A 24137-nucleotide genomic window follows, 5' to 3' on the forward strand; every position below is an offset into this window, starting at 1 on the left:
TGCGGTGAGCAGGGCGGTACAGAGGCGGCGTCGTGTCGGGGCGTTCGGCATCGGCGATGAGTTGTTGGCTCCGTAGGTGGCGATGATATAGGGACAATGACAGCCACGACTATTGACGGACCCTTTCCAACGCGCCGACTTTCCCCGTCTCTACGGATGGCATTCGCTGTGCACGCGATGAGGCGGTCCCACGTCGTCGGGCCGGCTGGGAGCTCAAGATCGGGAGCTTAGCCGCGAGGCCAACCAACCTTGAAAACGCGGATGCAGCTCGACAGTCTCGGATACCGCCACGTCTTCGCGCTTCTGCCGGAATACCGTAACGGCGCCGGAAAGTCCACGCCCAAGCAGTGACAGCTTCAGGCCCCTTCCACGTTGGTGGACGTTTCAGGCCCCTTCCACGTTGGTGGACGTTTCAGGCTCCGGCGTTGCAAGACCGATGAAGCCGAACGGTGCACGGAAGGCGGTCGAGTAGCCCGCAAACAGGGCGATGCCGGGAGCGAGATCGTACGTTGCCCCGAAGTGGGGAGACACATGGCTGAGGGTCTTGCCGTTGGCCACGCCGATATTGCTGTTCTCGACGGACTTCAGCGACGTCCAGCGCAGGGCGCCGGTACCAGCTTGAGCCGGTCGATCGGGTATATCACCGCCTGCACGTACGCACCGCGCGTATCCAGATCGAAGTCCCAGTCGCGCAGGGTAGCCTGGCGCTGGCGCTGGCGCTGGCGCTGCACGGTGCGGTAGCGCTGGACGATGTTGTCCTGCCATTGGCCATCCACACCAGCATTCACCACCAGCTCGGCCAGCGCGGTGTCCGGCCGCCAGGTGGCATTGAGGATCGGGCCGCGCTGGGTTTCATCGTTGAACTGCTCCTGCTGCGCGCCGCCCTCGGTGAAGGTGACCCAACGTAGGCCTTGGCGGGGGCTGGCATACATCCGGTCAGCTCACCTTCCACAGCATGTATGCGGCAGTAATGAAGATCAGTACTGCAAATACCGTGTTCAGGGCTCCACGATAGCTGGCAAGCTTCGTCGAAGTTGCTGCTCCTGCAGTACCGCCAGCCATTCCGGCAACGACGAAGACTGCCGCGAGCTTCCAGTTGATCAGACCTGCATGCGCGTAGTTCAATGCGGTGGTCATGCCAAATGCGGCGACGGCGACGAGCGAGCTTCCGACGGCGGCGATGATCGGCATTCCCGTCGCGGCCACCAGTGCGGGCACGATGAGGAACCCTCCGCCAATTCCAAAGAAGCCGGAAAGCCCGCCGGCGGTGGCGCCCAGCCCAATCAGTGCGGCCGCGTTGCGTCTGCCGAGCCGAGCGTCCGCGAAGCCAAGCGTGTTGCGCCTGCGAAGCATGGCGATGCCGACAATGATCATGACCACAGCAAACAGCGCCAACAGCCTCTTGCCGTCGAACGCCTTGCCCAAGCTGGAACCCAGGTAGGCGCCCGCGATCCCCGCCAGGGCGAAGACCGAGGCACAGGGCCAACGAACATTCCCTCTACGGGCATGTATCACCAGATTCGACACCGCATTGACCGCCACTGCCAGGGCGCTGGTGCCGATAGCCACATGCGGATCTTCCACTCCGACCACGTAGAGCATCAGTGGTACCGCCAGGATGGATCCGCCCCCGCCAACCACCCCGAGGACGAAGCCGACCAGGACGCCAGACAGGCCGCCCAGCACCCACTGCAGCAGAGATAGCGTTTCCATATGTCAGCCGCCGGACGCCGGTCCTTGCTGCAGCCGTGTTGCGATGGAGGAAAGGTCATAGCCTGCGTCCGAAGCAACAGACAGGACGTCGGCAAACGCCGCTCCATTGTGAACGACTTCCGACAGCGCCCAAAGCATCGCAGCACGGGTGCCGGTTCTGCAGTAGGCGGCAACAGGGCGCGGCAGCGCGTCGATCAACTTGGCAAAGGTCTTCACCTGATCATCGGTAATGACGCCAGGCACCACCGGGAGATAGGCAAACTGCATGCCCGCCTGGTGGCAGGCAGCCTGCAGCGCATGGTGACTGGGCTGCTCCGGCTGTTCGTCGTCGGGCCGGTTGCAGATCACGCTCGCAATGCCCTGCTCCTTCAGGGCTTCAATATTCCCTGGCAGGAGCTGGCCGGACACCTTGAGGCTGGCAGATAGTGGCTTGAGGTTCATGGTTGTCCCGTAGTTGTAGTGGGGCGATGAATGAGGCCATGCAGGAGCACACCAGCGATCATTGCCGTGGCGAAGATGATCGCGAAGGGCTGGCCGGTTCCCAGCAACGCAATGGCTGGGCCGGGGCACACGCCAGCCAGTCCCCAACCCAGGCCGAATATCGCCGCACCAATGACCAGGCGCCGATCGATGATGCGAAGGGTGGGAATGTGCAGCGATGCGGCAAGCAGTGGTGTTCCTCGGGCGCGTATCCACAGGTAGGCTGCGCCGGAAGGAATCAGTGCGCCCAGCATGACCAGGGCCAGGGAGGGGTCCCAGGCGTCGCTCACATCCAGGAAAGCAAGCACGCGGGCTGGGTTGGCCATATCGGATACGACCAGGCCCAATCCGAAGAGTGCGCCGCACAGGAACGCGGCAAGACGGATCATGCCGGGCCTCCGGTCGCAATCTGTACCAGGGTTGCCGTGGCCATGCCCACGAGCATGAACACGCAGGTCGCCACCACCGAACGCGGCGATGCCCGGCCTAGTCCGCAGACACCGTGCCCACTGGTACAGCCAGCGCCAAGGCGAGTTCCGTAACCCACCAGCAGTCCGGCAATCACCAATACCACTGCTCCGTTTGCGGAGAGCGCCGGCAGGGGTATGGGCCTGGCCACCATTGCCAAGCCTGACGCCAGGGCAAGTCCCGCCAGGAACAGGGCAGCACTGCTGCGTCCGCCGTCACCCGGCATGCCCAGTGTCCTGGCAAGCAGACCCGAGATGCCAGCAACGCGCCCGAGAAGGAGTAGATAGGCTCCGGCCGCTGTTCCGATCATGGCACCGCCAGCGAGCGGCCAATACCAGGCCAGATGAGAGAGCGTCATAGCAGGTCCACCGGCAGCTTGAGGTAGCGCACGCCGTTTTCTTCGGGTTCGGGCAGATGGCCGGCGCACATGTTGACCTGCACTGACGGCAGGATCAGCCGTGGCATCGGAAGCGTGGCATCACGAGCCTCCCGCAGTTCCACGAACATGGCTTCACTCACGCCCTCGTGCACATGCATGTTTGTTGTCCTTTCGGCACCGATGGTTGTTTCCCATGCGAAATGGTCCCGGCCGGTGGCTTTGTAGTCATGGCACAGGAATACGCGGGCGGCGTCGGGCAGGGACAGCAGGCGCTGGATCGAGCGATACAACTGGCGCGCCGAGCCACCTGGAAAGTCGCATCGGGCGGTGCCGTAGTCCGGCATGAACAGCGTGTCTCCAGGAAATACGGCGTCGCCGATCACGTACGCCAGACAAGCGGGGGTATGGCCTGGCACGTGCAGCGACATCGCCTGCAGATTACCGATGCGGAAGGAGGCACCGTCGGCGAACAGGCGATCGAACTGGCTGCCATCCCGCTTGAATGCAGTGCCGGCGTTGAAGACCTTGCCGAAGGTTTCCTGGACTGCGGTGATGTGTTCGCCAATAGCCAGCGCGCCTCCCACCTGCTCCTGCAGCCATGGAGCCGCGGACAGGTGGTCGGCATGCGCGTGGGTTTCCAGCAACCATTGAACCTGCAGGCGCTCGGCACGTACGTAGTCCACCAACGCCGATGCGGAGGACGTGGACGTGCGGCCTGCGGCCATGTCGAAGTCCAGGACACTGTCGATGATGGCGCACGCTGAAGACGTTGGATCGCGTACGACGTGGCTGGCAGTGAACGTAGCAGGATCGAAGAACGTCTTCACGGAAGGCGAGGGAAGCAGGCCGGCACGCGCATCGCTGACTAGGCGCACAGCCTGCTCCAGGGGGGCGTCTGTCTCTACGGATGGGATCATGACTGGCTCCAGGAGGCTTCGTGGCCTGAGAATTACATAGTTACGTAATATGTGCAACTATTGAAACATGCTAGATTGAACGGGTTACCCATGGTGTTCGCATCACCTCAGCCGCCCAAGTTGCCATTGCCTGTGACCAGCCCCCCATTCAGCCCGTCTGACCTAGCCACGATGAAGGAGCGCGTGCCCGAAGTGGCCGAGTTGCTGCGCTTCATGGCCACCCCCTCGCGCCTGTTGCTGCTATGCCAGCTCGCGCAAGGTGAAATGACGGTGGGCGGACTTGAGGACGCAACTGGCATTCGACAGCCGGCGCTCTCCCAGCAACTGGCCGAACTCCGCCAACGAAAGCTTGTAGCGACCCGGCGGGAATCGCGGTCGATCATCTACCGCATGGCAGACCCGCGCGTTGCAGCACTGCTGGGCGCGATGCATGGGATTTTCTGTGCGGACGATGCATCAACTTGAAGTGGCCTAAGGCGTCCTAGAAGGGACGAGCTAGACTCACTGACCTAGGGGAATTTAGGCCATTGGCGTAGTCTGCCCCAAAACCAATTGACCGCAGCAGGCTCGAGGTCTGCTGCGGCCTAGGGATGTTTATCAGGGATGGGGTGGATGTCTGCTTATGGCCGAAAGCAGACACCCCGAGAGGGGGCTGCGCACTGCATCCTGTGCGATTTATTGCACAGCTTTATGTGCGCCAAAGCTTCTTGCTTTGTTGGGACACCTGCTTATCTTCCTCTCTTGCGCGAGGAGCCACTCATGTACTATTCAGTCGCCAAGCGACTTGCCAACCTAAAAGATTAGAACATGACCGTTGCTAAGGACACGATGTCGCGCATGCAGAGCTTGATCGTGGGCGCGGAATTGATCCACACGAATGCTATCGCTCTGTACTCGGAGGCACAGACTCTTGGGAAAAGCGGTGCCTTCGCCCGCGCCGCTACACTCCACCAAATTTCGATGGAGGAGTGTTCTAAAGTGGACATTTTAGGTGGCGCGGTTGTATCGATCCTCACAGGGAACGACTTCAATGAGGCTCAGCTCACGAGGAGCTTTCGCGACCACAAAGTAAAGAACCACGCAAACGCGTACAACGCAGAGCCAACGGACGAAGAACGATCTGCACGCGAGTGTCGCGACTGGGATGCCGCCCGCGCGGAATTCAAAAAGTTCCAGGACAAATTTCACAAGGAAATGAACGAAATAAAAAACACAGGGTTGTACGTAGACTATAAGGACGGCTCTTTCAGCGATCCAATTAATACTATTAACGAGGAAATTGCCTCTGCATGCATGTACTTAAATGCGGACTTCCTCCGCCGAGGGGAGGGTTTTATTCGCTTACTAAAGCGAATCGAGGCGGATCCAGGGCGATTCGCGATGGTGGCAAGAGCTTTCTTAGACAATACTGAGGCAATGGACTTTAAGGGCCAGTTGAACGATGAGGCCATCATCGAGACCATTGTTGAACAGATGCGCCTGCAGCTTGAAAAACACCCCGAAACTGGGAGCTAGTTCTTAATAGGATGAGTGGCTTCTTTCATCGAGAGGCATGTGCGAAATCGCAACTCACTTCTAGAAGAAGATCATTAGTCTCGCGACGGCATTGCCCGAAACGCATCATCGGCGTCTGCACCTTCGTACTTCCCAAAGCGGATCAAGGCTTCACGCAGCACGTGCCCAGTCAACTGAGAAGCGACACGCCGATCGTCTGCAAATGACTTGAGACGGTCAACATGGTTGCCATGCAGCACTTGAGAGCGTCCATATTCGTAAATGCGCTTGATGAGACCCTCCATAGTCATGCTGAGCGCCCCGGACGTAACGACACTGCCTCGTTCGGCATTGATGAAATTGCATGCCATTTGAATAATGCCTTCCTTCTTACCGACGTACGAGAGGACATCGAGAGCCGTACCGATCTTCGCCAGCGCTACCGCATCGTCAGGCTCTCTGCATCCCTCGGCAAACCAGTTGAGTGCCGTCGCCCATCGTGCAGACAACTTTGGATGCGTTGCAGTGCGTTCGCTCAACAGGCCGTCCACCACCTTTTCAATAGCCCTCCGATGGCTGTTGACCTCCTCTGTCACGAACGAATTTTGGCGTGGTCCCATTTTATGGCGCAGATTCATCTTGCCTGAGATTTCCAGATATCCGTCAACCTCAAACAGCGTACGACTGTCCAATGGACTCAAACGTTCATCGTAAAGACTCTGGCGCTGGAACACCTCGATACTCTGATGCAACAGAGAAACGGCGTCGAGACAGGTCTTGCTGACGATCCTGGCCAACTTGCGGGAGTACTCCATCTCAAAGCCGACCACGGGGACGACGATCACTGCGTCACAGGTGCCGAGCGCCTCCTCGATTTCATGCAATAAATTTGTTGTGCGACTTGCGCTCGGTCGAGGCGCACTACCAAGGAGAGCGTCCTTCCAAGTCGGATCGAGGACTTCATCGTCAATGCCGGAGTATATCTCCACCAACTTCAGCCAGCCTCGAATATCGGTGATGATAAGTGGGCCAAGTGAGAAATACTTATTCGCTACGAAACCCGTCGTCCATGCTGGAAAATAGTGCGTAACGCGTCCTGCTGCAGTTTCGATGCTCGTGTCTAAAATATTCTTCAGTACTCGCTTGCTTGCGCGCAATAACTGCTCGTCGTCGCGACTCAAAAGACCATCAGCGAACGCATTTGCAGTCACGCGCCGCAATTGTTTGGTGAATTCTGGAAGTTCAATTCGTGTGGCCGACGGACTTCTACTTTTATGGAGCAACCTCGCCAATCTGTGCAGGCTTGCGAGCGCTGATCGAGTGAAGTGACACTGCTGACCATTGGTTGTTGTTACAAAGCTCGGGAAGTCGAACTCCTCGCTCCAATCGAAATCGACGCTTCCGCCGTTCGCTCTCTCAAGTTCGGCTAGCAATAGCGCCAGCTCTTCATCAACGGACAATGTACTCATTCGGGAAGCCGCGCACGGTACGGCGCGATCTTAACGAAGCCATCTTGATTCAATCCAACAATCTTGGAAGTCAGCGCGTACTGGTTCAAATAGATCTTAACAGGACGGTCGGTCTCAGCCTTCGCCCATTCGCGGGCGAAACCGTGGGCAACCGCATCCTTTTCCCCATCCGAACGAAATTCAAGGTGGGCATGCCGGTAGTGCAAGCCTAGGACTTCAGCGTCATCGCCCCCCCCGCACGCCAAGATCAGCTCGCGCTCGGCTCCCGTAGTGAGTGATTTGAAGTCTTCCAATGCGAGAGGTGGCAGTTCGTCAAACCACTTGACGCGACGTTGCTCGCGGCTGAGAAGCACCCTATCCGCAACTGCATCCATCACCTGTCGCAACGCGGCGATATCCCTGCCCTGCTGACTTGCCTGATCGCGCAGTTCTCGGATGACCCGCTCCCTGGACGCCACGACATAGAACAGCACCACACTAAGGAGTATAAGAACCAAGATTTCGACTAAGCCAGCCATAGCCCTCCCCTCCATAGACGTGACAAGTCTAGCGGCTTAACCGGCCAACACCACACCACACTGAATTTGACAGGATGCAGTAGACAGGCCCGCCCTCACCGCGTGTCCGCTTCTGGCCGGAAGGGGGCATTTGCCAAAGCTTAGGCTTGGGGAGCAGATATCCAATTCTGGATCTACGGACTCTTATCGGGGGTAACGAAGGCCAGTTTCCGACCCAAAGGGGCATTTAAGCCAACATCTCGCCTAGCCGACGCATCCAACCACGAACTTCGCCATCGGGATCACGCTCTTCCAACATGGCTGCTGTCATGCAAGGGAACGCATGCTGAGCCAACTTTCTCTTGGCGTTGGAGTCTTTAAGCGGACTGCCTACGCCAGCGTGGGCGACAAAAGCCTCCCCGAAGACCTTTGGAACAGCTTTGCCCGCCATGGGGTGATCAGTGACTTCAATCTCAAATCCGAACGCGAGCGCAATTGCGTCCTTGTGCAAGTAGCTCTCAATCTCATGCTTGGTTGTGACGACAGCCCATGACCCGTCCCCACGGTCATTGACCTGCTGCGCGCTTAGGGCATATGCCGGGACATCGCCGTCGTAGATGTGCACCTCCTGCTTGCCTAGGCCCCGCAGGTAGTGGTGATTGACCCAGTGCTCCAGCGTTCCACCGCCTAGGACAACAAATGCAAGTCGCTCATCGGATGAAAGATTTGGCAGGTTGGAGTCGACCTCGTGGAGCGCTTTGGAAAGGGCTTTCAAGGCTAGTACATCGGTTGGACCTTCGACGCACACTAGTACCTGGACCCGGCTGTCAGGCGTTACGCCCAATGCTTCAGCCACCTTACCGAACACGTCGACCCCCGACTCAACCTGCGGCTTCTTCGTGTCGGAGTGGCGAGAGATGTAACGAATGCTCTGCTGGGGTAGCGCCGAGGCAAATCCGGGACTGTGAGTGGTCAATATGACCTGACAGCCGGGGTCTTCTGACAACACCTTGAAGGAGTCGATGAGAATCCGTTGGTTGCTGGGGTGCTGAGCCGTCTCTGGCTCCTCGATCGCGTAGATGATGCTGCGCTTGGTGCTGGTTTTGAGCCGTCGCTCCGCTTCGGCTTTGAAGAAGCTCACCAGCACAAGCCGCCTGACGCCGCTGCCTCGCTTGTTCAACGGTATGCCATCGTCGGTGCTCAAGCCGAGCGAAAACAGTCCCTGCCACTTGGCGGCGGTGGGAGGGCTGAACTCTGGTGTAAGTTCGCTGGCAAGGTTGGGATCGATCGTGCTCAAAGCTCTGTGCGTGTTCTTCGCAATCTCTTCGGCCTTCTCGCGAACCTTTGTTTGGATTCGAGCAATGTCATCTTGGACCTCTGCAATGGCAGCAGCGACGGCTGCCTTCATCGGGCTTTGGACCTCGCTGTCCGAGTCCCGACTGCTCCGATCACTTTGGAAGAGAGCGAACATCGGCAAGTGAGGCTCAATCTGGTCCCAGATACGTTTGACGTCCTCCTTGGACTTGCCGACCGCGATTGCGACCTCTTGAAGCTTGAGGTCGCCAGCGGCCGCCCAAAGTGCGCGGCGCATGCCAGGGTTGCCCTTCAATGCAACCGCCAAGCCAAGATCTTTCACCCTCTTCTGGAGCTCCTTCTCCTTCAATTCCAGCAGGTTGTCGTAATTGGCCGCAGTGGGGTGAAACGCAAGCACCAGCACTTCTGCGGATGGCTTCTTGCTGGTGCAGTCGTAGGTTTTACGAATTTTCAGCCGGCCGTCCAAGGTCAAAAGATACTCATCGGCCAACGTGGTATCTGCCCCCGCGTCTAACGTCAGTGTTGGCGGAAGCTCCGAGAACTCACACGTGATCGAAACGGTCTTGTCTACGCTGTGAACATGAGCATCTCCCTGCTCCATGGCCACCACGTCTGCGTTGAAGAATATTTCTAGCGCTTCCAGAATCGCTGACTTGCCGATGTCATTCCGGCCGACAAAAGTAGTCAAGTCGTCCAGTTCGACCCGGATCTCATCCCCATAGCAACGAAAGTTGGTAATGCTGATTGCTTCCAAGCGCATATCTTCGCTCCCCCTGAGCGCCTTCCATGCAGCCAAGCCAGCCGCCACTAGATAGTGCCTCGAGGCTGCGGAAGCGGCAACCGAGGCAATCTGAGGGCCTGAGCAAGGGCGCTAGCCTTCGGCACCTAAGATGGCCCGCTAGTCTTAACGCTTCATTCTCACGAATGCGTTCTTGGCTGGCCAAACAGGCGTACGCTCTCAGCTGGTTCCGCAGTTCCCTGAACTGTCGAATCTGGGAACCCACCCTGAAACTACAGTTCGGCATAGTTCGTACTCATGCGATTCGCCATAGTTGGTGCCTACAGCACTGACTTTGCCAAAGCGTCCACTTTCCTGACGGAAAGGGATCCGACCCCGGACCCGCGTTTTGCACTACATTGGTGCAATGTCCGACCCCGCACCCCCGCCGTCCCTCGATGCCCTGGGCACGCCGCTGGCCTGGGCCGGGGCCGATGGATGCATCGCCGGCTGCAATCCGGCCTTCGCCCGCTGGCTGGGCGTCAGCGCCCGGCGCCTGCTGGGTCGGCCGCTGGTCGCTCTGGAAGTGCAGGGCGAGGCGCTGGCCCATTTCCTGGCCCGCGATGAGCGCGACAGCCTGCGCCTGAACCGGTTGGCGCTGGCGGTGCCCGGCGAGGCACCGCGCTTCGCCGAGGGCTGGATGAGCCGCCGCGACGATGGTGGCTGGCTGCTGGAGGCACATCCGGTCGATGAATTCCCCGGGCTCGACCCGACCCAGGCGCTGCCCAGCGCGCTCAGCGCGGCGCTGAAGGGGCTGGCCCACGAGCTGCGCAATCCGCTGGCCGGGCTGAAGGGCGCCGCCCAGCTGCTGGCCCGCCGCGCGGCCCAGCACGATGCCAGCGAACGCGAACTGATCGAGCTGATCGGCTCGGAGATCGAACGCCTCAACGGCCTGCTCGACCAGCTGCTGTCGCCGGCTCCGGCCGCACCACATGCCGAACTGAACATCCATGCCGCGCTGGAGCGCGTGCTGCGCCTGGCCGAGAACGAGGCCGGCTGGGCGGTACGCCTGCAGCGCGACTACGACCCCAGCATTCCCGAATTCCACGGCGACGCCGACCGCCTTACCCAGGCGGTGTGGAACCTGGTGCGCAACGCGATCCAGGCCGGCGCCGGCAGCATCACCCTGCGCACCCGCGTGGAGCATGGCGTGCGCATCGCCGAACAGCTGCATACGCTGGCGCTGCGCCTGGAAATCGCCGACGACGGCCGTGGGGTGCCCGAGGAGCTGGCCGAACACCTGTTCCTGCCGCTGGTCAGTGGCCGTGCCGAAGGCACTGGACTGGGCCTGGCACTGGCGCAGCAGGTCGCGCGCGAGCATCGCGGCACGCTGACCTACCGCTCGCGTCCGGGCCATACCGTGTTCACCCTGCTGTTGCCGATCGGCAACGGCGCCGCCATGGCCGAGGAGGCCCCGCGCGATGTCTGAGTCCTCCTCCTCCCCGCAGCGCATCTGGGTGGTCGATGACGATCGTGCCGTGCGCTTCGTGCTGTGCACGGCGCTGCGCGAGGCGGGCTATCAGGTCGTCGATTTCGACAGTGCCGCCCCCGCCCTGCAGGCCCTCAGCGAGGGCCCGCCGCCGGCGCTGCTGTTCACCGATGTGCGCATGCCCGGCGACGATGGCCTCGTGCTGCTGGACAAGCTCAAGGCCGCGCTGCCGCAGCTGCCGGTGGTGGTGATGTCGGCCTATACCGATGTGGCCAGCACGGCCGGTGCGTTCCGCGGTGGCGCGCATGAATTCCTGTCCAAGCCGTTCGATCTGGACGACGCGGTGGCGCTGGCGCAGCGTGTGCTGCCGGCCGTTGCACCGGCACTGGCGGCGCCCACACCTGCGGCGGAAGCGCATAGCGACCAACCACCACAGCTGGTGGGCGACACCCCGCCGATGCGCGCGCTGTTCCGTGCCATCGGCCGCCTGGCACAAGCGCCGCTGGCGGTGCTGATCACCGGCGAGACCGGCACCGGCAAGGAACTGGTGGCCAATGCGCTGCATCGCGAATCGCCGCGTGCGCAGGGTCCGTTCGTCGCGCTCAATACCGCCGCGATTCCGGCCGAACTGCTGGAAAGCGAGTTGTTCGGCCACGAGGCTGGCGCCTTCACTGGTGCGCAGCGCCGCCATATCGGCCGCTTCGAGCAGGCCAATGGCGGCACGCTGTTCCTGGATGAAATCGGCGACATGCCGCTGCCGTTGCAGACGCGGTTGCTGCGCGTGCTGGCGCAGGGCGAGTTCTTCCGCGTGGGTGGCCGCGAACTGATCCGCGTCGATGTGCGCGTGGTGGCCGCCACCCATCAGGATCTGGAAGGCCTGGTCGCGCAGGGGAAGTTCCGCGCCGATCTGCTGCACCGCCTGGACGTGGTGCGCCTGCAGCTGCCGCCGCTGCGCGAGCGCCGCGAGGACATCGCGCAACTGGCCAGCACCTTCCTGGCCGCCGCCGCACGCAAGCTGGATACGCCGCCGAAGCGCCTCACCGCCGCCGCCCTGCAGGCGCTGCGCGAGCATGATTGGCCAGGCAACGTGCGTGAACTGGAGAACGTGTGCTGGCGGATGGCCGCGCTGGCCGCCGCGGACACCATCGGCGTGGCCGATGTCGATACCGCGCTGAACCGCGCGCGGGGCCGCCGCGGCAGCAGCAACAGTGCCGATCCAGGGCAGTGGGAGGCGATGCTGTCGGAATGGGCACGCCGGCAGCTGGGTGAAGGGGTGGAAGGGTTGCACGCGCAGGTGCGCGAGCGGGTCGACCATGCCCTGCTGGAGGCCGCGCTGCAGATCACCCACGGCCGCCGCGCCGAAGCTGCTGCCCGCCTGGGCCTCGGCCGCAATACCCTTACCCGCAAGCTGGGCGCCGGGCGCCGCCGCGGGGGCCATTGAACGGCCCCTGCACGCGATCCTCGCGCCCGCTTGCCGAACCGTTGATCGTTCATGGACGATGCAATGCTTAGTGTCATCTGCAAGGAGTCTTCGATGCGCCTGTCCTTTGCCATCCTGCCGTTGTCCGCCGCCGTGCTGCTGTCTGCCTGTGGCAGTGCGCCGAAGAAGGCCGAGCCCACCCCGCCGCCGCCGACCGTGGTCAGCGCCGCCAAGCAGGCCGAGGCCAATCTGTCGCCGGCCTCGGCCAGCATCGTCAGTGGCCGCATCGCGCTGATGGTGGAGCCCGGTGGCATCCACATCACCGGCCTGATCGGTGGCCTGCAGCCGATGCAGCTGGCCGGCTTCCACATCCACGAGCGCGGCGACTGCAGTGCGGTGGATGCCAGCAGCGCCGGCAATCACTTCAATCCCGGTGGAGCTGCGCATGGCCGCGCCGGTACCGGCAAGCACCACCTGGGCGACATGGACAATCTGCGTGCCGACGCCCAGGGCCGCGCCAACGTCGATATCCACCTCAAGGGCGTTACCCTTGGCGGAGGCGCCGCCACCGATATCGCCGGACGTGCACTGGTCGTGCATGCCAACGCCGACGACTATCGCAGCCAGCCCGCCGGCAATGCCGGCGTCCGCATCGCCTGTGGCGTGATCCGGGTTGTCCGCTGATCACCGCAGGCTTCATCCAGGGAGAGATTCCAATGCGTCTGATCCACACTTCGTTGTTTGCGGCCATCACCGCGCTGGGCCTGGCGGCCTGCGGCCAACAGCCGGCCGCTCCGCAGACTGAAACCCCGCCGGCCGCCCCGGCCGAGGGTGCAACCACCGAACCGGCGGCAACGCCGGAACCGGCCACCGCACCGGCTGCCGATGCTTCGGCAACGGCCGAGCTGGCACCGACCCAGGGCAACGAAACCAAGGGCAGCGTCACCTTCAAGGTGGTCGATGGCAAGGTCCACGTAACCGGCCAGGTCACGGGCCTGAAGCCGGGCAGCGAGCACGGCTTCCACATCCACGAAAAGGGCGACTGCAGCGCGCCGGACGGCATGAGCGCCGGCGGCCACTTCAACCCGGGCAAGCAGGATCACGGCAATGTGGCCACCGATCCGCACCACGGTGGCGACATGCCCAACATCAAGGCCGACGACAAGGGCGTAGCCACCATCGATGGCCCGGTGTCGAGCAACGTCAACATCGGCAAGGGTGATGACTTCGACATCATCGGCCGCGGCCTGATCGTCCACGCCGACGCGGACGACTACAAGACCCAGCCGACCGGCAACGCCGGCGCGCGCCTGGCGTGTGCGGTGATCCAGAAGGCCCCGTAAGGGCGCTTTTGCTGGAAACGGAAAACGCCGGCGCAAGCCGGCGTTTTTCTTGCATCGCTTCCTGTAGAGCCGAGCCCATGCTCGGCTGCTCTTCGCAGGACCTGAGCCGAGCATGGGCTCGGCTCTACAGAGCACTACGCAGGGCGGTCGCACCCCGGCGAAATGCAATTGCACGGTAGCGCCGGGCCATGCCCGGCGGCTGCATCCCGCAGATCAGCGCGCCAGCAGCTCGCGCGCGTCCTGCCCGGCCTCGCAGTGCACGAACAACACCGGCACGCCATGTGCTTCCAGCACGGCGGCCATCTGCCGCTGGCGCATCAGGAACTGCTCGTAGATGCCCTTCAGGCGGTCGCAGTCGTTCTTGCCGTGTTCGTAGTGCGCGCACCAGCCGGCCGGGTCGAACAGCGCCATGCGTGCTTCGCCATGGGTGTAGCGCAGCAGCGGCTCGGGCGCAGCGTTGAGCCATTCGTCCTCGCCCGGGGCCATGATCGCGGTCTCGATCAGCGGCCACAGCGCGGCCAGGCCCTGGTTGTCGTACTGCATCGACATCATCGCGGCCAGATCGTTCACGGTGAAATAGCGCGCGTGCTCGATGCGGGCACCGAAGGTGTTCTGCGCCATCAGCGCGGTGTCGGCATGGGCCATGCCATTGGCCAGCAGCGTTTCTTCCAGCGCCTCGGCCACCGCATTGGTGGTGGCCACATCGCTGCCGGTCAGCAGGAACGGCACCACGCGCAGGCCACCGCCCACCAGGCTGGCATCGGCCTGGAACGGCAGCGGCACGTCACCGTTGGCATCGGTACCGAAGGCCAGCAGGCGCGGCCCCTGGTTACGGCCCGGCGCACGCATCTGCAGTTCTTCCAGGCGGCGATGGATCGGCCAGCCCGGGCGCAGTACTTCGGCCGGGTCGAAATGGGCGGCGGCGAACACCAGGTCCAGCTCGGCCACCTGCGGCACCAGCTTGGACAGGTCACGGCCGACGCGTTCGGCCAGTTCACCGGCCTGTTCAGCGCTGAGCACCGCCTGGCGGGGGATTTCGCCGCCGGCCAGTTCCAGGGCCAGCACGCCAAGGGCATTCATCGCGGGGTCGGGTTTGCTCATGGTTCCACGGTTGGCCCATCACAGGGCGGCAGCTACACTTGGCTCCATTATGCCTGCTCCGTCGTGCAGGCCATGTTGCAGACACCCTCATCCATGCCAGGTATCTCCATGCCCAACGCTCGTCCCGTCGCCATCCTCGGTGGCGTCCGCATCCCGTTCTGCCGGCAGAACACCGCGTACTCGGATGTCGGCAACCTCGGCATGTCGGTCCGTACGCTGGGCGCGCTGGTCGAACGCTTCGGCCTGCATGGCCAACAGCTGGGTGAAGTGGCGATGGGTGCGGTGATCAAGCACTCCAGCGACTGGAACCTGGGCCGCGAAGCCACGCTGTCTTCCGGCCTGTCGCCGCTGACCCCGGGCATCACCCTGCAGCGCGCCTGTGGCACCTCGCTGGACAGCATCATCACCGTCGCCAACAAGATCGCGCTGGGCCAGATCGAATCGGGCATCGGCGGCGGTTCGGACACCACCTCCGACGTTCCGATCGTCTACGGCAAGAAGCTGCGTGCGCGCCTGCTGGCCGCCAACCGTGCCAAGAGCACCGGCGACAAGATCCGTGCGCTCACCGCCGGTTTCAAGTTCTCCGAGCTCAAGCCCGAGTTCCCGGGCGTGGCCGAGCCGCGCACCGGCAAGAGCATGGGCGACCACTGCGAGGACATGGCCAAGGAATGGAACATCTCGCGTGACTCGCAGGACGAGTGGGCGGTGTCGTCGCACAAGAAGCTGGCTGCCGCCTATGAGCGCGGTTTCTTCAACGACCTGATCGCACCGTTCCGTGGCGTCGAGCGTGACAACATCCTGCGCCCGGATACCTCGCTGGAGAAGCTGGCCACGCTGAAGCCGGCGTTCGACAAGGTTTCCGGCCGCGGCACGCTGACCGCCGCCAACTCCACGCCGCTGACCGACGGCGCCGCCGCGGTGCTGCTGGCCAGCGAAGAGTGGGCGCGCGCCCACGGCCATGAGCCGCAGGCCTACCTGCGTGACGCGCACGTCTCGGCGGTGGACTTCGTGCATGGCGAAGGCCTGCTGATGGCGCCGACCGTGGCCGTGCCGGAGATGCTCAAGCGCAACGGCCTGACCCTGCAGGACTTCGACATCTACGAGATCCACGAAGCCTTCGCCGCGCAGGTGCTGTGCACCCTGCGCGCGTGGGAGAGCGAGGATTACTGCCGCAACCGCCTGGGCCTGGACGCGCCGATGGGCCGCATTGATCCGGACAAGATCAACCTGCTGGGCTCGTCGCTGGCCACCGGCCACCCGTTCGCCGCCACCGGCGCACGCGTGATCGCTACCGCAGCCAAGCAGCTGGCCGAGCGCGGCGGTGGCCGCGCGCTGGTGTCGATCTGCACCGCCGGCGGCATGGGCGTGGTGGCGATCGTCGAGCGCTGATCGTTGCGACCGCGCGCCAACCAAGGTTGGCGACTACCGGATTCCCCACATGAAAACGCCGCCCCGTGGGCGGCGTTTTTTCTTGCTCCGGTGGGTGCCGACCGTTGGTCGGCACGCTTCACGGCAGCCGCGGATTACCGAATTCGTCGCGCTCTTCGTTGGCGTCAAACACCGGCGGCTGCACCGAAACCGGCTGCTCCTCCACCGTGGCACGCAGCGGCACTTCGCTGCCGCGCACCAGTTCCACGCTGTCCTCGCCACGCTGCAGGCGCAGCGCATTGGCCAGGCACTGCGCGGCCAGCGCGTGCTCGCCACGCTGCGCAAACAGTTCACCCAGCGCTTCCCATGCCGGTGCACCCGCGCCCGCGGCGATGGCTTCGTGCAGGAACGCATCAGCGGCATCCCACTGCTGCTGGGCCAGCGCCACGCGACCCTGTGCCAGGCGCAACGCGGCCGAGTCGCCATGCACGTTGCGCCAGCGCGCCAGATTGCTCTGGCGCGTGGCCAGGCGCTCGGTCGGCAGGCGACCATACAGCGTCACCAGTTCGTCGTCCCAGCGATGGTCCAGCGCCTGTTCCAGCGCCAGCAGTGCAGGCTCATCCCAATTCAGTGCCACCGCACGACTGGCATAGGCACCCACCACGTCCGGGGTCGGTCGCAGTGCCTTCGGCGTGGCTTCCCATTGCGCGGCCAGCGCATTGACGTCGGCCGCTTCCAGCAGCGCCTGTGCAGCCAGGCGTGCTTCCAGTTCGCTGTTCGCGTCGGCCGGCAGCACCTTGCTCTGGCGCAACGCACCCAGCTGGCCATACGCCTCGTGGGCCCGACCGGCCTGTGCCAGCGCTTCGGTACGCAGCCACAGGCCGCGCGGTGGCAGCGGCTGGATTGCCGCTACGTCCAGGGCATTGATCGCATCCACCGGCAGATCGCGCGCCAGCAGCTGTTCCGCACGCAGCAGCGCCTGCAGGGTGGCATCGCTCTCGCCCAGGCGCTGCAGCAGCGCCTCGCCAGCCGGGCCATCGGCACGTGCCTGCGCGCTGCGCACGGCGTTGGCCAGCGCCACCGCGCTCACTTCCGGGTCCTTGGCGGCGCCGTCCAGCAGCTTCTCGGCACGCTGCCACTGGCCGTGCTCATAGGCCTGCAGGCCGTCGATCAGGCGCACGCGGCCCTGCTTGCGGCGGTAGCGGCCCCAGGCACGGAACGGTGCAGCAATCAGGCTCCACAGCAGCCACAGCACCAGCGCCGCGATCACTGTCAGCAGCGCCACCTTCGGCAGGTTGCTGTGGTAGTCGTAGCCACCGTAGCGCAAGGTCACTTCGCCGAAGCGGTTGAGGTCATCAGCGCCGAGCCATTGCGCGGCCACCACGCCGATGGCCACGGCCAGCAACAGCACGACCAGGGATTGCAGGGGTTTCATGGGGGATTACCTCCGGTCGGTCTGGGTACGCAGCTGCTGCAGGGTGCTGCCAAGAACAGCGTCGCTGGCCTGCAGCGGAAGTTCGCGCAAGGCCTTCAGTTCAGCACGTTGCGCGCGCAGGGCCGGTGAATCCGGCCAGCGCCGCTGTGCCCAGTGCTCCACGCGGTCCAAGGCGGTATTGCGGCCCGCGCGGTCGCCGCGCTCGATGGCGGCACGTGCCAATGTCAGTTCCAGCTGCAGCGCGTCGTCGGCATTGCGCTGTTCGGCGGCGGTCAGCGGGCCGTTCTGGCGGCTCGGGGTGATGTCCACGAACGGCGCCAGCGTTGCCTGCCACCAGGGTTTGGCGGTGCTGCTGCCGGTCGTGCCGGTGATCTGCGAGGGCAGGCCCTGCAGCGCGCGGGCCACGGCATCCAGGCGCTGCAGCGACTGCACGCGTGGGCCGCTGCCGAGCGCATCCAGTGCCTCGCGCTCCTGCACCAGCGCCTGGCGCAGGTTCAGGCCATCACTGTCGGGCAGTTCGGCCAATGCCGTCGCGGCCTGGGCGTACAACCGGCGTGCGCCTTCCACATCGTCGGCATAGTTCAGGCGCTGCGCGGCCTGGGTCAGCAGCAGCTCGGCCTCATCGCGCTGTACCGCCTGGCGGCCCTGGTTGGCGCTGTCGGCCAGCTTGGCCAGGTTCTCTTCCAGCAATGCGCTGCGCTGGGAAAGGCCCAGCATCTCGTCGCGCAGAACGCGGTTGGTGGCGGCCGCATCCTGCAGGCGCTGGCTGCTCGCGCGCTGGTCACGGCGAAGTGAATCCAGCGTGGCCTCCAGGCCCTGCAGCTGCACGGCCGTCGTCTGTGCCTGCGCTGCCTGTTCGTTCTGTTGCTGTTGCCAGACGTACCAGCCGGCATAGCCGCCCACGCCAAGCACGACCACACCGGCCAGCGGCAGCAGCCAGCGCACGGGTCGACGGGGCGGGGAAACGGGCGGAGTGTCGTTCATCGGGCTTCCTTGTCGGCAACGTCGCCGGTCGGGGGCCGGCAGGCCGCGTTGTGCACAGCATCACTGTTGCCGACGACAGCGGCAAGCGTGACCCACGTCCCTGTTCAGGTCGCTGCCGGGGCGGTGAGCGTGGCGTGTGCGGCCGTCACCAGCTGCGCGATGGTGGGGCCGGCCGCGCGCACGACGTGCTGCAGGCCCAGTGCCCGGGCCTGTTCGCCGAGGCGATCACTGGCCACCACGGCGGTCGCGTGTGCCTGCAGGCGTAGCTGCAATGCCGGCGGAAGCTGCTGCCAGAAATGCTGCAGCGCTTCGCCACTGCTCACCGCCAGCATCCACGGCTGCGCTGAATGCGCCAATCGAGCCAGCGCCCGGGGGGGCACGCGCAGCAGGCGACGCTGGTAGACGTCGGCGCGTTCGATCGTGGCGCCCGCCGCCTGCAGCTGCGCGGCAATCAGGCCACGCCCGCCGGGGGCGGTCACCAGGCCGATGCGCAGGCCCTGTACGTCGGCCAGCACCGGCAGCGCCAGCAGGCCTTCGCTGTCCATCCGCTGCGGCGCGTGCACCTCGGTGATGCCGTGTGCCTGCAATGCGCGCGCAGTGCCTTCGCCCACGGTCAGCCAGGGGCTGCGCTTCGCTTCGGCCAGCGGCAGCACGGACGCGGCTGCGGCGACGGCGGCAGGGCTGGTGAACACCACCCGATCGCAGTTCAGCGCGCGTTGCAGCTGGCGCAGCACGGGCGTACCGCGCAAGCGCTGCAACCGCCACGGCGAAAGGGCCAGCACATGCCCGCCCAGCCCAGCAACGGCGCGGCGCAGCGCCGCATGCTGGCCCTGCGGGCGCAGCGAGATCAGGGTCCAGCGCGCGCCGGAACGGCTGGCGCCAGTGGGTATCGTATGGTCGACCATTGCCTGCATTATGCGGGCCCTTCGTTGTCGTGGTCGCTGCTCCGATGTCCGTTGATGCCCTGACTTCCTCGTTGGCCGCCCTGCAGGACGTGCTGGACTGCATGCCGGCGGTGCGCGCCATGCAGATCCAGCTCGATGGCTATGCCGACGGCGTGCTGCGCATCACCGCGCCGCTGGCTGCCAACGTCAACGACAAGGGCAACGCCTTCGGCGGCAGCCTGGCCTCGGTGCTGACCCTGTCCGGCTGGGCGCTGGTCAGCCTGCGCCTGCGCCTGGCCGGCCATGATGCCGAGGTCTATGTGGCCGACAGCAACCTGCGCTACCTGGCGCCGGTCTACGAAGACCTGCACGCCCACGCCGAAGCGGCCGAGGCCACCGGCTGGGATGCCTTCCTGAACACCTTCCGCCAGCGCCGCAAGGCCCGCATCAGCATCATCGCCACCCAGCCCGGTGCCGATGGCAAGCCCGCTGCCGAGTTCAGCGGTCGCTTCGTTGCCTTCGCCAAAGGGTAGGATGGCAGGCTGACGTCCTGGGGAAACCACCGATGCGCCGCCTCATCCAGTTCCTGATCTGTTCCCTGCTGCTGGCCAGCACCGTGGCTTCGGCCGACGACCTGAGCCGCAAGCAGCGCAAGCTGCTGGAAGAGACCCAGATCGCCTACGGGGCGACCATCCGCTGGGGCAGCATGGACGATGCCATCGGCTACCTCGACCCCAAGCTGCGCAAGGAAAAACCGCCCACCGAGTTCGAGCTCAACCGTTACGCGCAGCTGCGCGTGTCGTCCTACCGCGAGCGCAGCAGCGCCTCGCTGGACGGGGGCCTGGTCGAGCGCCGGGTCGAAATCGGGGTGATCAACCAGAACACCCAGGCCGAGCGCACCGTGGTCGTGGTCGAGCGCTGGCGCTGGGACCCGGAAGCCAAGCGCTGGTGGCAGACCGCCGGCCTGCCGGACCTGTGGAAGGGGCAGTGACGGGCCGCGTCCGGCTTGTGCGACAATCGGCGCCCGCTTAATCGACCCGTGACCTGAGTGAATTACGAAGAGTTGCTGGCCTTTGCAGGCCGAAACCCGATGCTGTCTGCGGCCCTGGTCGGCCTGACCGTGGCCATCATCGTCACCGAGATCCGCCGCCTGTTCCGGGGCTTCAAGGGCATCAAGCCCGCCGAACTGACCCAGCTGATCAACGCGGGCGGCACGGTGGTGGTCGATCTGTCGGCCAGCGGTGACTTCGAGAAGGGTCACATTGCCGGCAGCCGCAATGCCCAGGCCAGTGCCTTCGGCCCGGAAAACAAGCTGGTGGCCAATGCCAGGCAGTCGCCGGTGGTGCTGGTGTGCCGCAGCGGCAACGCCTCGGAAACCGCCGCCAAGGCGCTGAAGAAGGCCGGCTTCGAGAAGGTCTACGTGCTCGACGGCGGCATTCCCGCCTGGCAGCAGGCCGAACTGCCGCTGGTCAAGGGCCGCAACTGATTGTCGCAGGTGGCGGATCCGGCCTTGTATGGGCCTGATCCCGCCCCCATCGCAGTAGTTCGACCATCGTTTTCATTGCATTCACCTGGAGTTACTGGAAATGTCCGAAGAGATCACCAACGGCGCCGCTGCGCCGGTCGATGCCGCCACCGGCCCCGCTTTCACCGTCGAGAAGATCTACGTCAAGGACGTCTCCTTCGAGTCGCCGAACGCCCCGACCATTTTCAACGACCAGGTGCAGCCCGAGCTGCAGTTGAACCTGAACCAGCAGGTGCAGCGCCTGGGTGAGAACGCCTTCGAAGTCGTGCTGGCCGTGACCCTGACCTGCCAGGCCGGTGAGCGCACCGCCTACGTGGCCGAAGTGAAGCAGGCCGGCGTGTTCGGCCTGGTCGGTCTGGACCCGCAGTCGATCGACGTGCTGCTCGGCACCCAGTGCCCGAACATCCTGTTCCCGTACGTGCGCCAGCTGATCAGCGACCTGATCCAGGCCGGCGGCTTCCCGCCGTTCTTCCTGCAGCCGATCAACTTCGAAGGCCTGTACGCAGAAACCCTGCGCCAGCGCCAGGAGCAGGGCGACGCACCGTCGCTGGCTGACTCCGAGCCGGCTGGCAACGCCTGATTCCTGCCGCGACGTCACGGATGAGCACTACCGCTGACAAGATCGCCGTGCTGGGCGCCGGTTCCTGGGGAACCGCGCTGGCCAGCCTGCTCGCACGGCACGGTCATCCGACCGTGCTGTGGGGGCGCGACGCTGCCGTGGTCGAGGCCATCGACCAACGCCACGAGAACCCGCGCTACCTGCCGGGCATCCCGCTGCCGGACAGCCTGCGTGCCACCACCGACCTGGCGTTGGCGGTGGAGGGCGCGGCCTGGATCCTGGTGGTGACCCCGTCGCACGCGTTCGGTGAAACCGTGCGCGCGCTGGCGCCGCTGCGTCCGGCCGGTGCCGGCGTGGCCTGGGCCACCAAGGGCTTCGAACCCGGTTCGGGCCGCTTCCTGCACGAAGTAGCGCGCGAAGTGCTGGGCGAGGACGTGCCGCTGGCCGTCGTCACCGGGCCGTCGTTCGCCAAGGAAGTGACCCAGGGCCTGCCGACCGCGATCACCGTGCACGGCGACGTGCCCGAGTTCGCGCAGACGGTGGCCGAGGCGATGCATGGCCCGGCGTTCCGCGCCTACACCGGCGACGACATGGTCGGTGCCGAGCTGGGCGGCGCGATGAAGAACGTGCTGGCCGTGGCCACCGGCGTGGCCGATGGCATGCAGCTGGGCCTCAACGCCCGTGCCGGCCTGATCACCCGTGGCCTCAACGAGATGCTGCGCCTGGCTGCGGCGATCGGCGCCAAGCCGGAAACGCTGATGGGCCTGGCTGGCCTCGGCGACCTGGTGCTGACCTGCACCGGCGACCTGTCGCGCAACCGCCGCCTGGGCCTGGCCCTGGGCCGCGGCCAGACGCTGCAGGATGCCGTGCGCGAAATCGGCCAGGTGGTCGAGTCGGTGCAGACCGCCGACGAGGTGATGCGACAGGCGCGCCGCCATGGCATCGACCTGCCGATCTCCGACCGCGTGCGTGCCGTGCTGCACGGCGAGCAGACGCCGGAAGAAGGCCTGCGCGCCTTGCTGGCGCGCGAACAGAAACCGGAATATCCGGACACGCTGTTCAAGTGAATCGAAAAACCCCGGCCACGTGCCGGGGTTTTTTCATCAGGGAGTACCCCATGCGGGTGCCGGGCGGGAGACAGGCTTTGGTGGGTGCCAAGCTTGCTTGGCACCACGCGCGCTGCATATCCACGCATGGCGTGGATCTACTACGGAACCCGCGGCGGCGCGTTGGTGTTGTCCATGTCCGAGAAGATCAACCACGGTCCATCGCCCACGCGCTTCAGTGTCAGCGTGAACTTGCCGGTGTCCCCGACGTTGTTGCCGTAGCGGTAGGCGCCAATGATGTAGCCCGTGTTCCCGCCCACCGAATATGCCAGGGCACGCAGCCGCAACGGACTGCCGCCCTGGCCGGCGTAGGCGCCTGCAATCGCGTCGCGCCCGCGCACGGGAGGCTGGTTGCTCTGCAGGATGAACCCATCCTCGGCGAACAACCCAGCCAGCGCTTTGGCGTCGCCCGTGTGCCACGCCTGCTCGTAGTCGCGCAGCACGCGATCCAGCGAAGGGGGCAGCGGTACATCCGGCAGCGCAGTGGCAGCCGGTGCCGGGGGCGGGCCATCGGCGGCCAGCAGCGGGCCGGACAGGGCGAGAAGCAGCAGGCAGATACGCATCGACTCAGTCCTTGGGTGCGCCGGTGAGCGCCAGGGCGAGTATCCCCCATCCGCGCCCGACAGGCGGTGGCGCAGACCCCATTGAAAGCGCGTTGCCGCTTCGGCATGCTCGACGTCAACCGGGGGAGGGGACGCATGCATTTTTTCCAGCTGGACCAGTTCGCAGGTCATCTCAACGAAACCTTCAGTGCCGACATCGATAACACCGGTGTTCCGTTCGTGCTGGTGGAAGCCGCGCCGATGCCCGATCAGCAGATTGCAGGCCAGATGCGTGCACCGTTCTCGCTGCTGTTCCGCAATGAATCGGCGGTGCTGTTCCCGCAGCGCACCTACACCATGCGTCACCATGGGCTCGGCGAGTTCGGCATTTTCCTGGTACCGATCGCGCGCGATCGGACCGGCTTCATCTATCAGGCACTGTTCAACTGACCGCCGTCGCCACCCAGCGCATGCGCATGTGGCTGCCGGTATCGCTTTCGGTGTGGAACGCGAGCCGTTCGTAGAGCCGGCGCGCGGCCAGGTTTTCCCATGCGACATGCAGGACGACGCTGTGCAGCGGCACGGCATGCGCCGCGCGTTGTACCCAGCGCACGAGGGCCGAGCCGATGCCGCAGCCACGCACGGCATCCAGCAGGGCGATATCGATGAGGGTGGCTTCGTGCTCGTCGCAATGCAGGTACAAGCGCCCGATCGGCTGTCCGGCCTGCTCGACCAGCAGATAGTGCGCAGGCTGGTAATGCCGGGTGTAGTGCAGGTGCTGCAGCGCGAACTGGTTGTCGAGGAACGCCTGGCGCAGCGAGTCGGGCCACCCGACATGGGCCAGCTCGGCCGCACGCGACTCGGCATAGAGCCGCTGCAGAAACGGCAGGTCGCCATTCTGTGCTTCGCGCACGCTCACTCCTGCGGGAAGA

General features: G+C 64.6%; 29 protein-coding genes. 13 read left to right on the forward strand and 16 right to left on the reverse strand.

Going from position 1 to position 24137, the window contains the following annotated elements:
- Positions 1-384: 384 nt before the first annotated feature.
- Genes CCR98_RS21245 through CCR98_RS00630 form a run of 7 tightly spaced genes read right to left on the reverse strand, consistent with a single transcriptional unit; the run spans position 385 to position 3957 of the window.
- On the reverse strand, positions 385-558 hold the full coding sequence (locus CCR98_RS21245) for a TonB-dependent receptor (RefSeq protein WP_232463067.1): 174 nt from the start codon (positions 556-558) through the stop codon (positions 385-387).
- 26 nt (positions 559-584) lie between these two features.
- Positions 585-932: a hypothetical protein gene (locus CCR98_RS21250; protein ID WP_232463068.1), complete on the reverse strand. Its 348-nt coding sequence runs from the start codon at positions 930-932 to the stop codon at positions 585-587.
- A gap of 4 nt (positions 933-936) precedes the next feature.
- Positions 937-1698 (reverse strand): sulfite exporter TauE/SafE family protein, encoded by a 762-nt coding sequence (locus tag CCR98_RS00610; RefSeq protein WP_083663114.1) that lies wholly within the window; start codon positions 1696-1698, stop codon positions 937-939.
- 18 nt (positions 1699-1716) lie between these two features.
- Positions 1717-2154 carry a TIGR01244 family sulfur transferase gene (locus CCR98_RS00615; protein WP_075675697.1) on the reverse strand — a complete coding sequence of 146 codons (438 nt, stop codon included), beginning with the start codon at positions 2152-2154 and terminating at the stop codon, positions 1717-1719.
- The gene (locus tag CCR98_RS00620) at positions 2151-2582 is read right to left on the reverse strand and encodes a DUF6691 family protein (RefSeq protein WP_087921119.1); all 432 of its coding nucleotides are present in this window, start codon (positions 2580-2582) and stop codon (positions 2151-2153) included. Before CCR98_RS00620 ends, CCR98_RS00615 begins: the two co-directional genes overlap by 4 nt.
- Positions 2579-3019: a hypothetical protein gene (locus CCR98_RS00625; protein ID WP_005420838.1), complete on the reverse strand. Its 441-nt coding sequence runs from the start codon at positions 3017-3019 to the stop codon at positions 2579-2581. Before CCR98_RS00625 ends, CCR98_RS00620 begins: the two co-directional genes overlap by 4 nt.
- Positions 3016-3957 (reverse strand): MBL fold metallo-hydrolase, encoded by a 942-nt coding sequence (locus tag CCR98_RS00630; protein ID WP_232463132.1) that lies wholly within the window; start codon positions 3955-3957, stop codon positions 3016-3018. The genes CCR98_RS00625 and CCR98_RS00630 overlap by 4 nt, the downstream gene beginning before the upstream one ends.
- A gap of 171 nt (positions 3958-4128) precedes the next feature.
- Here CCR98_RS00630 and CCR98_RS00635 point away from each other — a divergent pair, with 171 nt between their 5' ends.
- Both CCR98_RS00635 and CCR98_RS00640 read left to right on the forward strand, forming a co-directional pair.
- A complete protein-coding gene (locus tag CCR98_RS00635; protein WP_049441866.1) occupies positions 4129-4422 on the forward strand; it encodes a metalloregulator ArsR/SmtB family transcription factor in 294 nt (97 codons plus the stop codon).
- Between the two features lie 342 nt (positions 4423-4764).
- Complete coding sequence (locus CCR98_RS00640) at positions 4765-5472, forward strand: AbiV family abortive infection protein (RefSeq protein WP_087921120.1); 708 nt, start codon at positions 4765-4767, stop codon at positions 5470-5472.
- Between the two features lie 74 nt (positions 5473-5546).
- On the opposite strand, the gene CCR98_RS20980 is transcribed toward CCR98_RS00640, so the two are convergent.
- From CCR98_RS20980 to CCR98_RS00655, 3 genes are all read right to left on the reverse strand, one after another.
- Positions 5547-6920 carry a hypothetical protein gene (locus tag CCR98_RS20980; protein WP_139319637.1) on the reverse strand — a complete coding sequence of 458 codons (1374 nt, stop codon included), beginning with the start codon at positions 6918-6920 and terminating at the stop codon, positions 5547-5549.
- Positions 6917-7438, reverse strand: coding sequence for a hypothetical protein (locus tag CCR98_RS00650; protein ID WP_075675693.1), 522 nt, complete (start codon positions 7436-7438; stop codon positions 6917-6919). Before CCR98_RS00650 ends, CCR98_RS20980 begins: the two co-directional genes overlap by 4 nt.
- A 226-nt stretch (positions 7439-7664) precedes the next feature.
- Positions 7665-9491: an ATP-binding protein gene (locus tag CCR98_RS00655; protein ID WP_087921121.1), complete on the reverse strand. Its 1827-nt coding sequence runs from the start codon at positions 9489-9491 to the stop codon at positions 7665-7667.
- 385 nt (positions 9492-9876) lie between these two features.
- Here CCR98_RS00655 and CCR98_RS00660 point away from each other — a divergent pair, with 385 nt between their 5' ends.
- The 4 genes from CCR98_RS00660 (at position 9877) to CCR98_RS00675 (ending at position 13701) form a co-directional block, all read left to right on the forward strand.
- Complete coding sequence (locus CCR98_RS00660; protein WP_087921122.1) at positions 9877-10938, forward strand: ATP-binding protein; 1062 nt, start codon at positions 9877-9879, stop codon at positions 10936-10938.
- A complete protein-coding gene (gene ntrC, locus CCR98_RS00665) occupies positions 10931-12379 on the forward strand; it encodes a nitrogen regulation protein NR(I) (protein WP_087921123.1) in 1449 nt (482 codons plus the stop codon). The genes CCR98_RS00660 and ntrC overlap by 8 nt, the downstream gene beginning before the upstream one ends.
- A 93-nt stretch (positions 12380-12472) precedes the next feature.
- Positions 12473-13042: a superoxide dismutase family protein gene (locus CCR98_RS00670; protein WP_087921124.1), complete on the forward strand. Its 570-nt coding sequence runs from the start codon at positions 12473-12475 to the stop codon at positions 13040-13042.
- 32 nt (positions 13043-13074) lie between these two features.
- Complete coding sequence (locus tag CCR98_RS00675) at positions 13075-13701, forward strand: superoxide dismutase family protein (protein ID WP_087921125.1); 627 nt, start codon at positions 13075-13077, stop codon at positions 13699-13701.
- A 213-nt stretch (positions 13702-13914) separates the two neighbouring features.
- On the opposite strand, the gene CCR98_RS00680 is transcribed toward CCR98_RS00675, so the two are convergent.
- Positions 13915-14802, reverse strand: coding sequence for a hypothetical protein (locus tag CCR98_RS00680; RefSeq protein WP_087921126.1), 888 nt, complete (start codon positions 14800-14802; stop codon positions 13915-13917).
- Between the two features lie 93 nt (positions 14803-14895).
- On the opposite strand from CCR98_RS00680, the gene CCR98_RS00685 reads away from it, so the two are divergent.
- On the forward strand, positions 14896-16191 hold the full coding sequence (locus tag CCR98_RS00685) for an acetyl-CoA C-acetyltransferase (protein WP_029550824.1): 1296 nt from the start codon (positions 14896-14898) through the stop codon (positions 16189-16191).
- Positions 16192-16309: 118 nt separating this feature from the next.
- Here the strand turns inward: CCR98_RS00685 and CCR98_RS00690 are convergent, their stop codons facing one another.
- The 3 genes from CCR98_RS00690 to CCR98_RS00700 all read right to left on the reverse strand — a co-directional run bounded on the left by CCR98_RS00690 (position 16310) and on the right by CCR98_RS00700 (position 19503).
- On the reverse strand, positions 16310-17605 hold the full coding sequence (locus tag CCR98_RS00690; protein ID WP_087921127.1) for a heme biosynthesis HemY N-terminal domain-containing protein: 1296 nt from the start codon (positions 17603-17605) through the stop codon (positions 16310-16312).
- 6 nt (positions 17606-17611) lie between these two features.
- A complete protein-coding gene (locus CCR98_RS00695) occupies positions 17612-18589 on the reverse strand; it encodes a uroporphyrinogen-III C-methyltransferase (RefSeq protein WP_087921128.1) in 978 nt (325 codons plus the stop codon).
- 104 nt (positions 18590-18693) lie between these two features.
- Positions 18694-19503 (reverse strand): uroporphyrinogen-III synthase, encoded by an 810-nt coding sequence (locus CCR98_RS00700; protein WP_087921129.1) that lies wholly within the window; start codon positions 19501-19503, stop codon positions 18694-18696.
- A 35-nt stretch (positions 19504-19538) separates the two neighbouring features.
- Here CCR98_RS00700 and CCR98_RS00705 point away from each other — a divergent pair, with 35 nt between their 5' ends.
- From CCR98_RS00705 to CCR98_RS00725, 5 genes are all read left to right on the forward strand, one after another.
- Entirely contained in the window at positions 19539-20006 is a 468-nt protein-coding gene (locus CCR98_RS00705; protein ID WP_005407593.1) for a YiiD C-terminal domain-containing protein, read from the forward strand.
- Between the two features lie 32 nt (positions 20007-20038).
- Positions 20039-20464: a hypothetical protein gene (locus tag CCR98_RS00710; protein WP_087921130.1), complete on the forward strand. Its 426-nt coding sequence runs from the start codon at positions 20039-20041 to the stop codon at positions 20462-20464.
- A 57-nt stretch (positions 20465-20521) separates the two neighbouring features.
- Entirely contained in the window at positions 20522-20959 is a 438-nt protein-coding gene (locus tag CCR98_RS00715) for a rhodanese-like domain-containing protein (RefSeq protein ID WP_087921131.1), read from the forward strand.
- Between the two features lie 100 nt (positions 20960-21059).
- Positions 21060-21578, forward strand: coding sequence for a protein-export chaperone SecB (gene secB / locus CCR98_RS00720; protein ID WP_005407596.1), 519 nt, complete (start codon positions 21060-21062; stop codon positions 21576-21578).
- A 20-nt stretch (positions 21579-21598) separates the two neighbouring features.
- On the forward strand, positions 21599-22624 hold the full coding sequence (locus CCR98_RS00725; protein WP_087921132.1) for an NAD(P)H-dependent glycerol-3-phosphate dehydrogenase: 1026 nt from the start codon (positions 21599-21601) through the stop codon (positions 22622-22624).
- A 140-nt stretch (positions 22625-22764) separates the two neighbouring features.
- On the opposite strand, the gene CCR98_RS00730 is transcribed toward CCR98_RS00725, so the two are convergent.
- Positions 22765-23226 (reverse strand): nuclear transport factor 2 family protein, encoded by a 462-nt coding sequence (locus CCR98_RS00730; protein ID WP_087921133.1) that lies wholly within the window; start codon positions 23224-23226, stop codon positions 22765-22767.
- Positions 23227-23361: 135 nt separating this feature from the next.
- Between CCR98_RS00730 and CCR98_RS00735 the strand changes: the two genes are divergently transcribed.
- Positions 23362-23655 carry a hypothetical protein gene (locus CCR98_RS00735; protein ID WP_087921134.1) on the forward strand — a complete coding sequence of 98 codons (294 nt, stop codon included), beginning with the start codon at positions 23362-23364 and terminating at the stop codon, positions 23653-23655.
- Here CCR98_RS00735 and CCR98_RS00740 read toward each other — a convergent pair.
- The gene (locus CCR98_RS00740) at positions 23648-24118 is read right to left on the reverse strand and encodes a GNAT family N-acetyltransferase (protein WP_232463069.1); all 471 of its coding nucleotides are present in this window, start codon (positions 24116-24118) and stop codon (positions 23648-23650) included. The genes CCR98_RS00735 and CCR98_RS00740 overlap by 8 nt on opposite strands.
- Positions 24119-24137: the final 19 nt, after the last annotated feature.

Source organism: Stenotrophomonas sp. WZN-1 (assembly GCF_002192255.1).
GTDB lineage: Bacteria > Pseudomonadota > Gammaproteobacteria > Xanthomonadales > Xanthomonadaceae > Stenotrophomonas.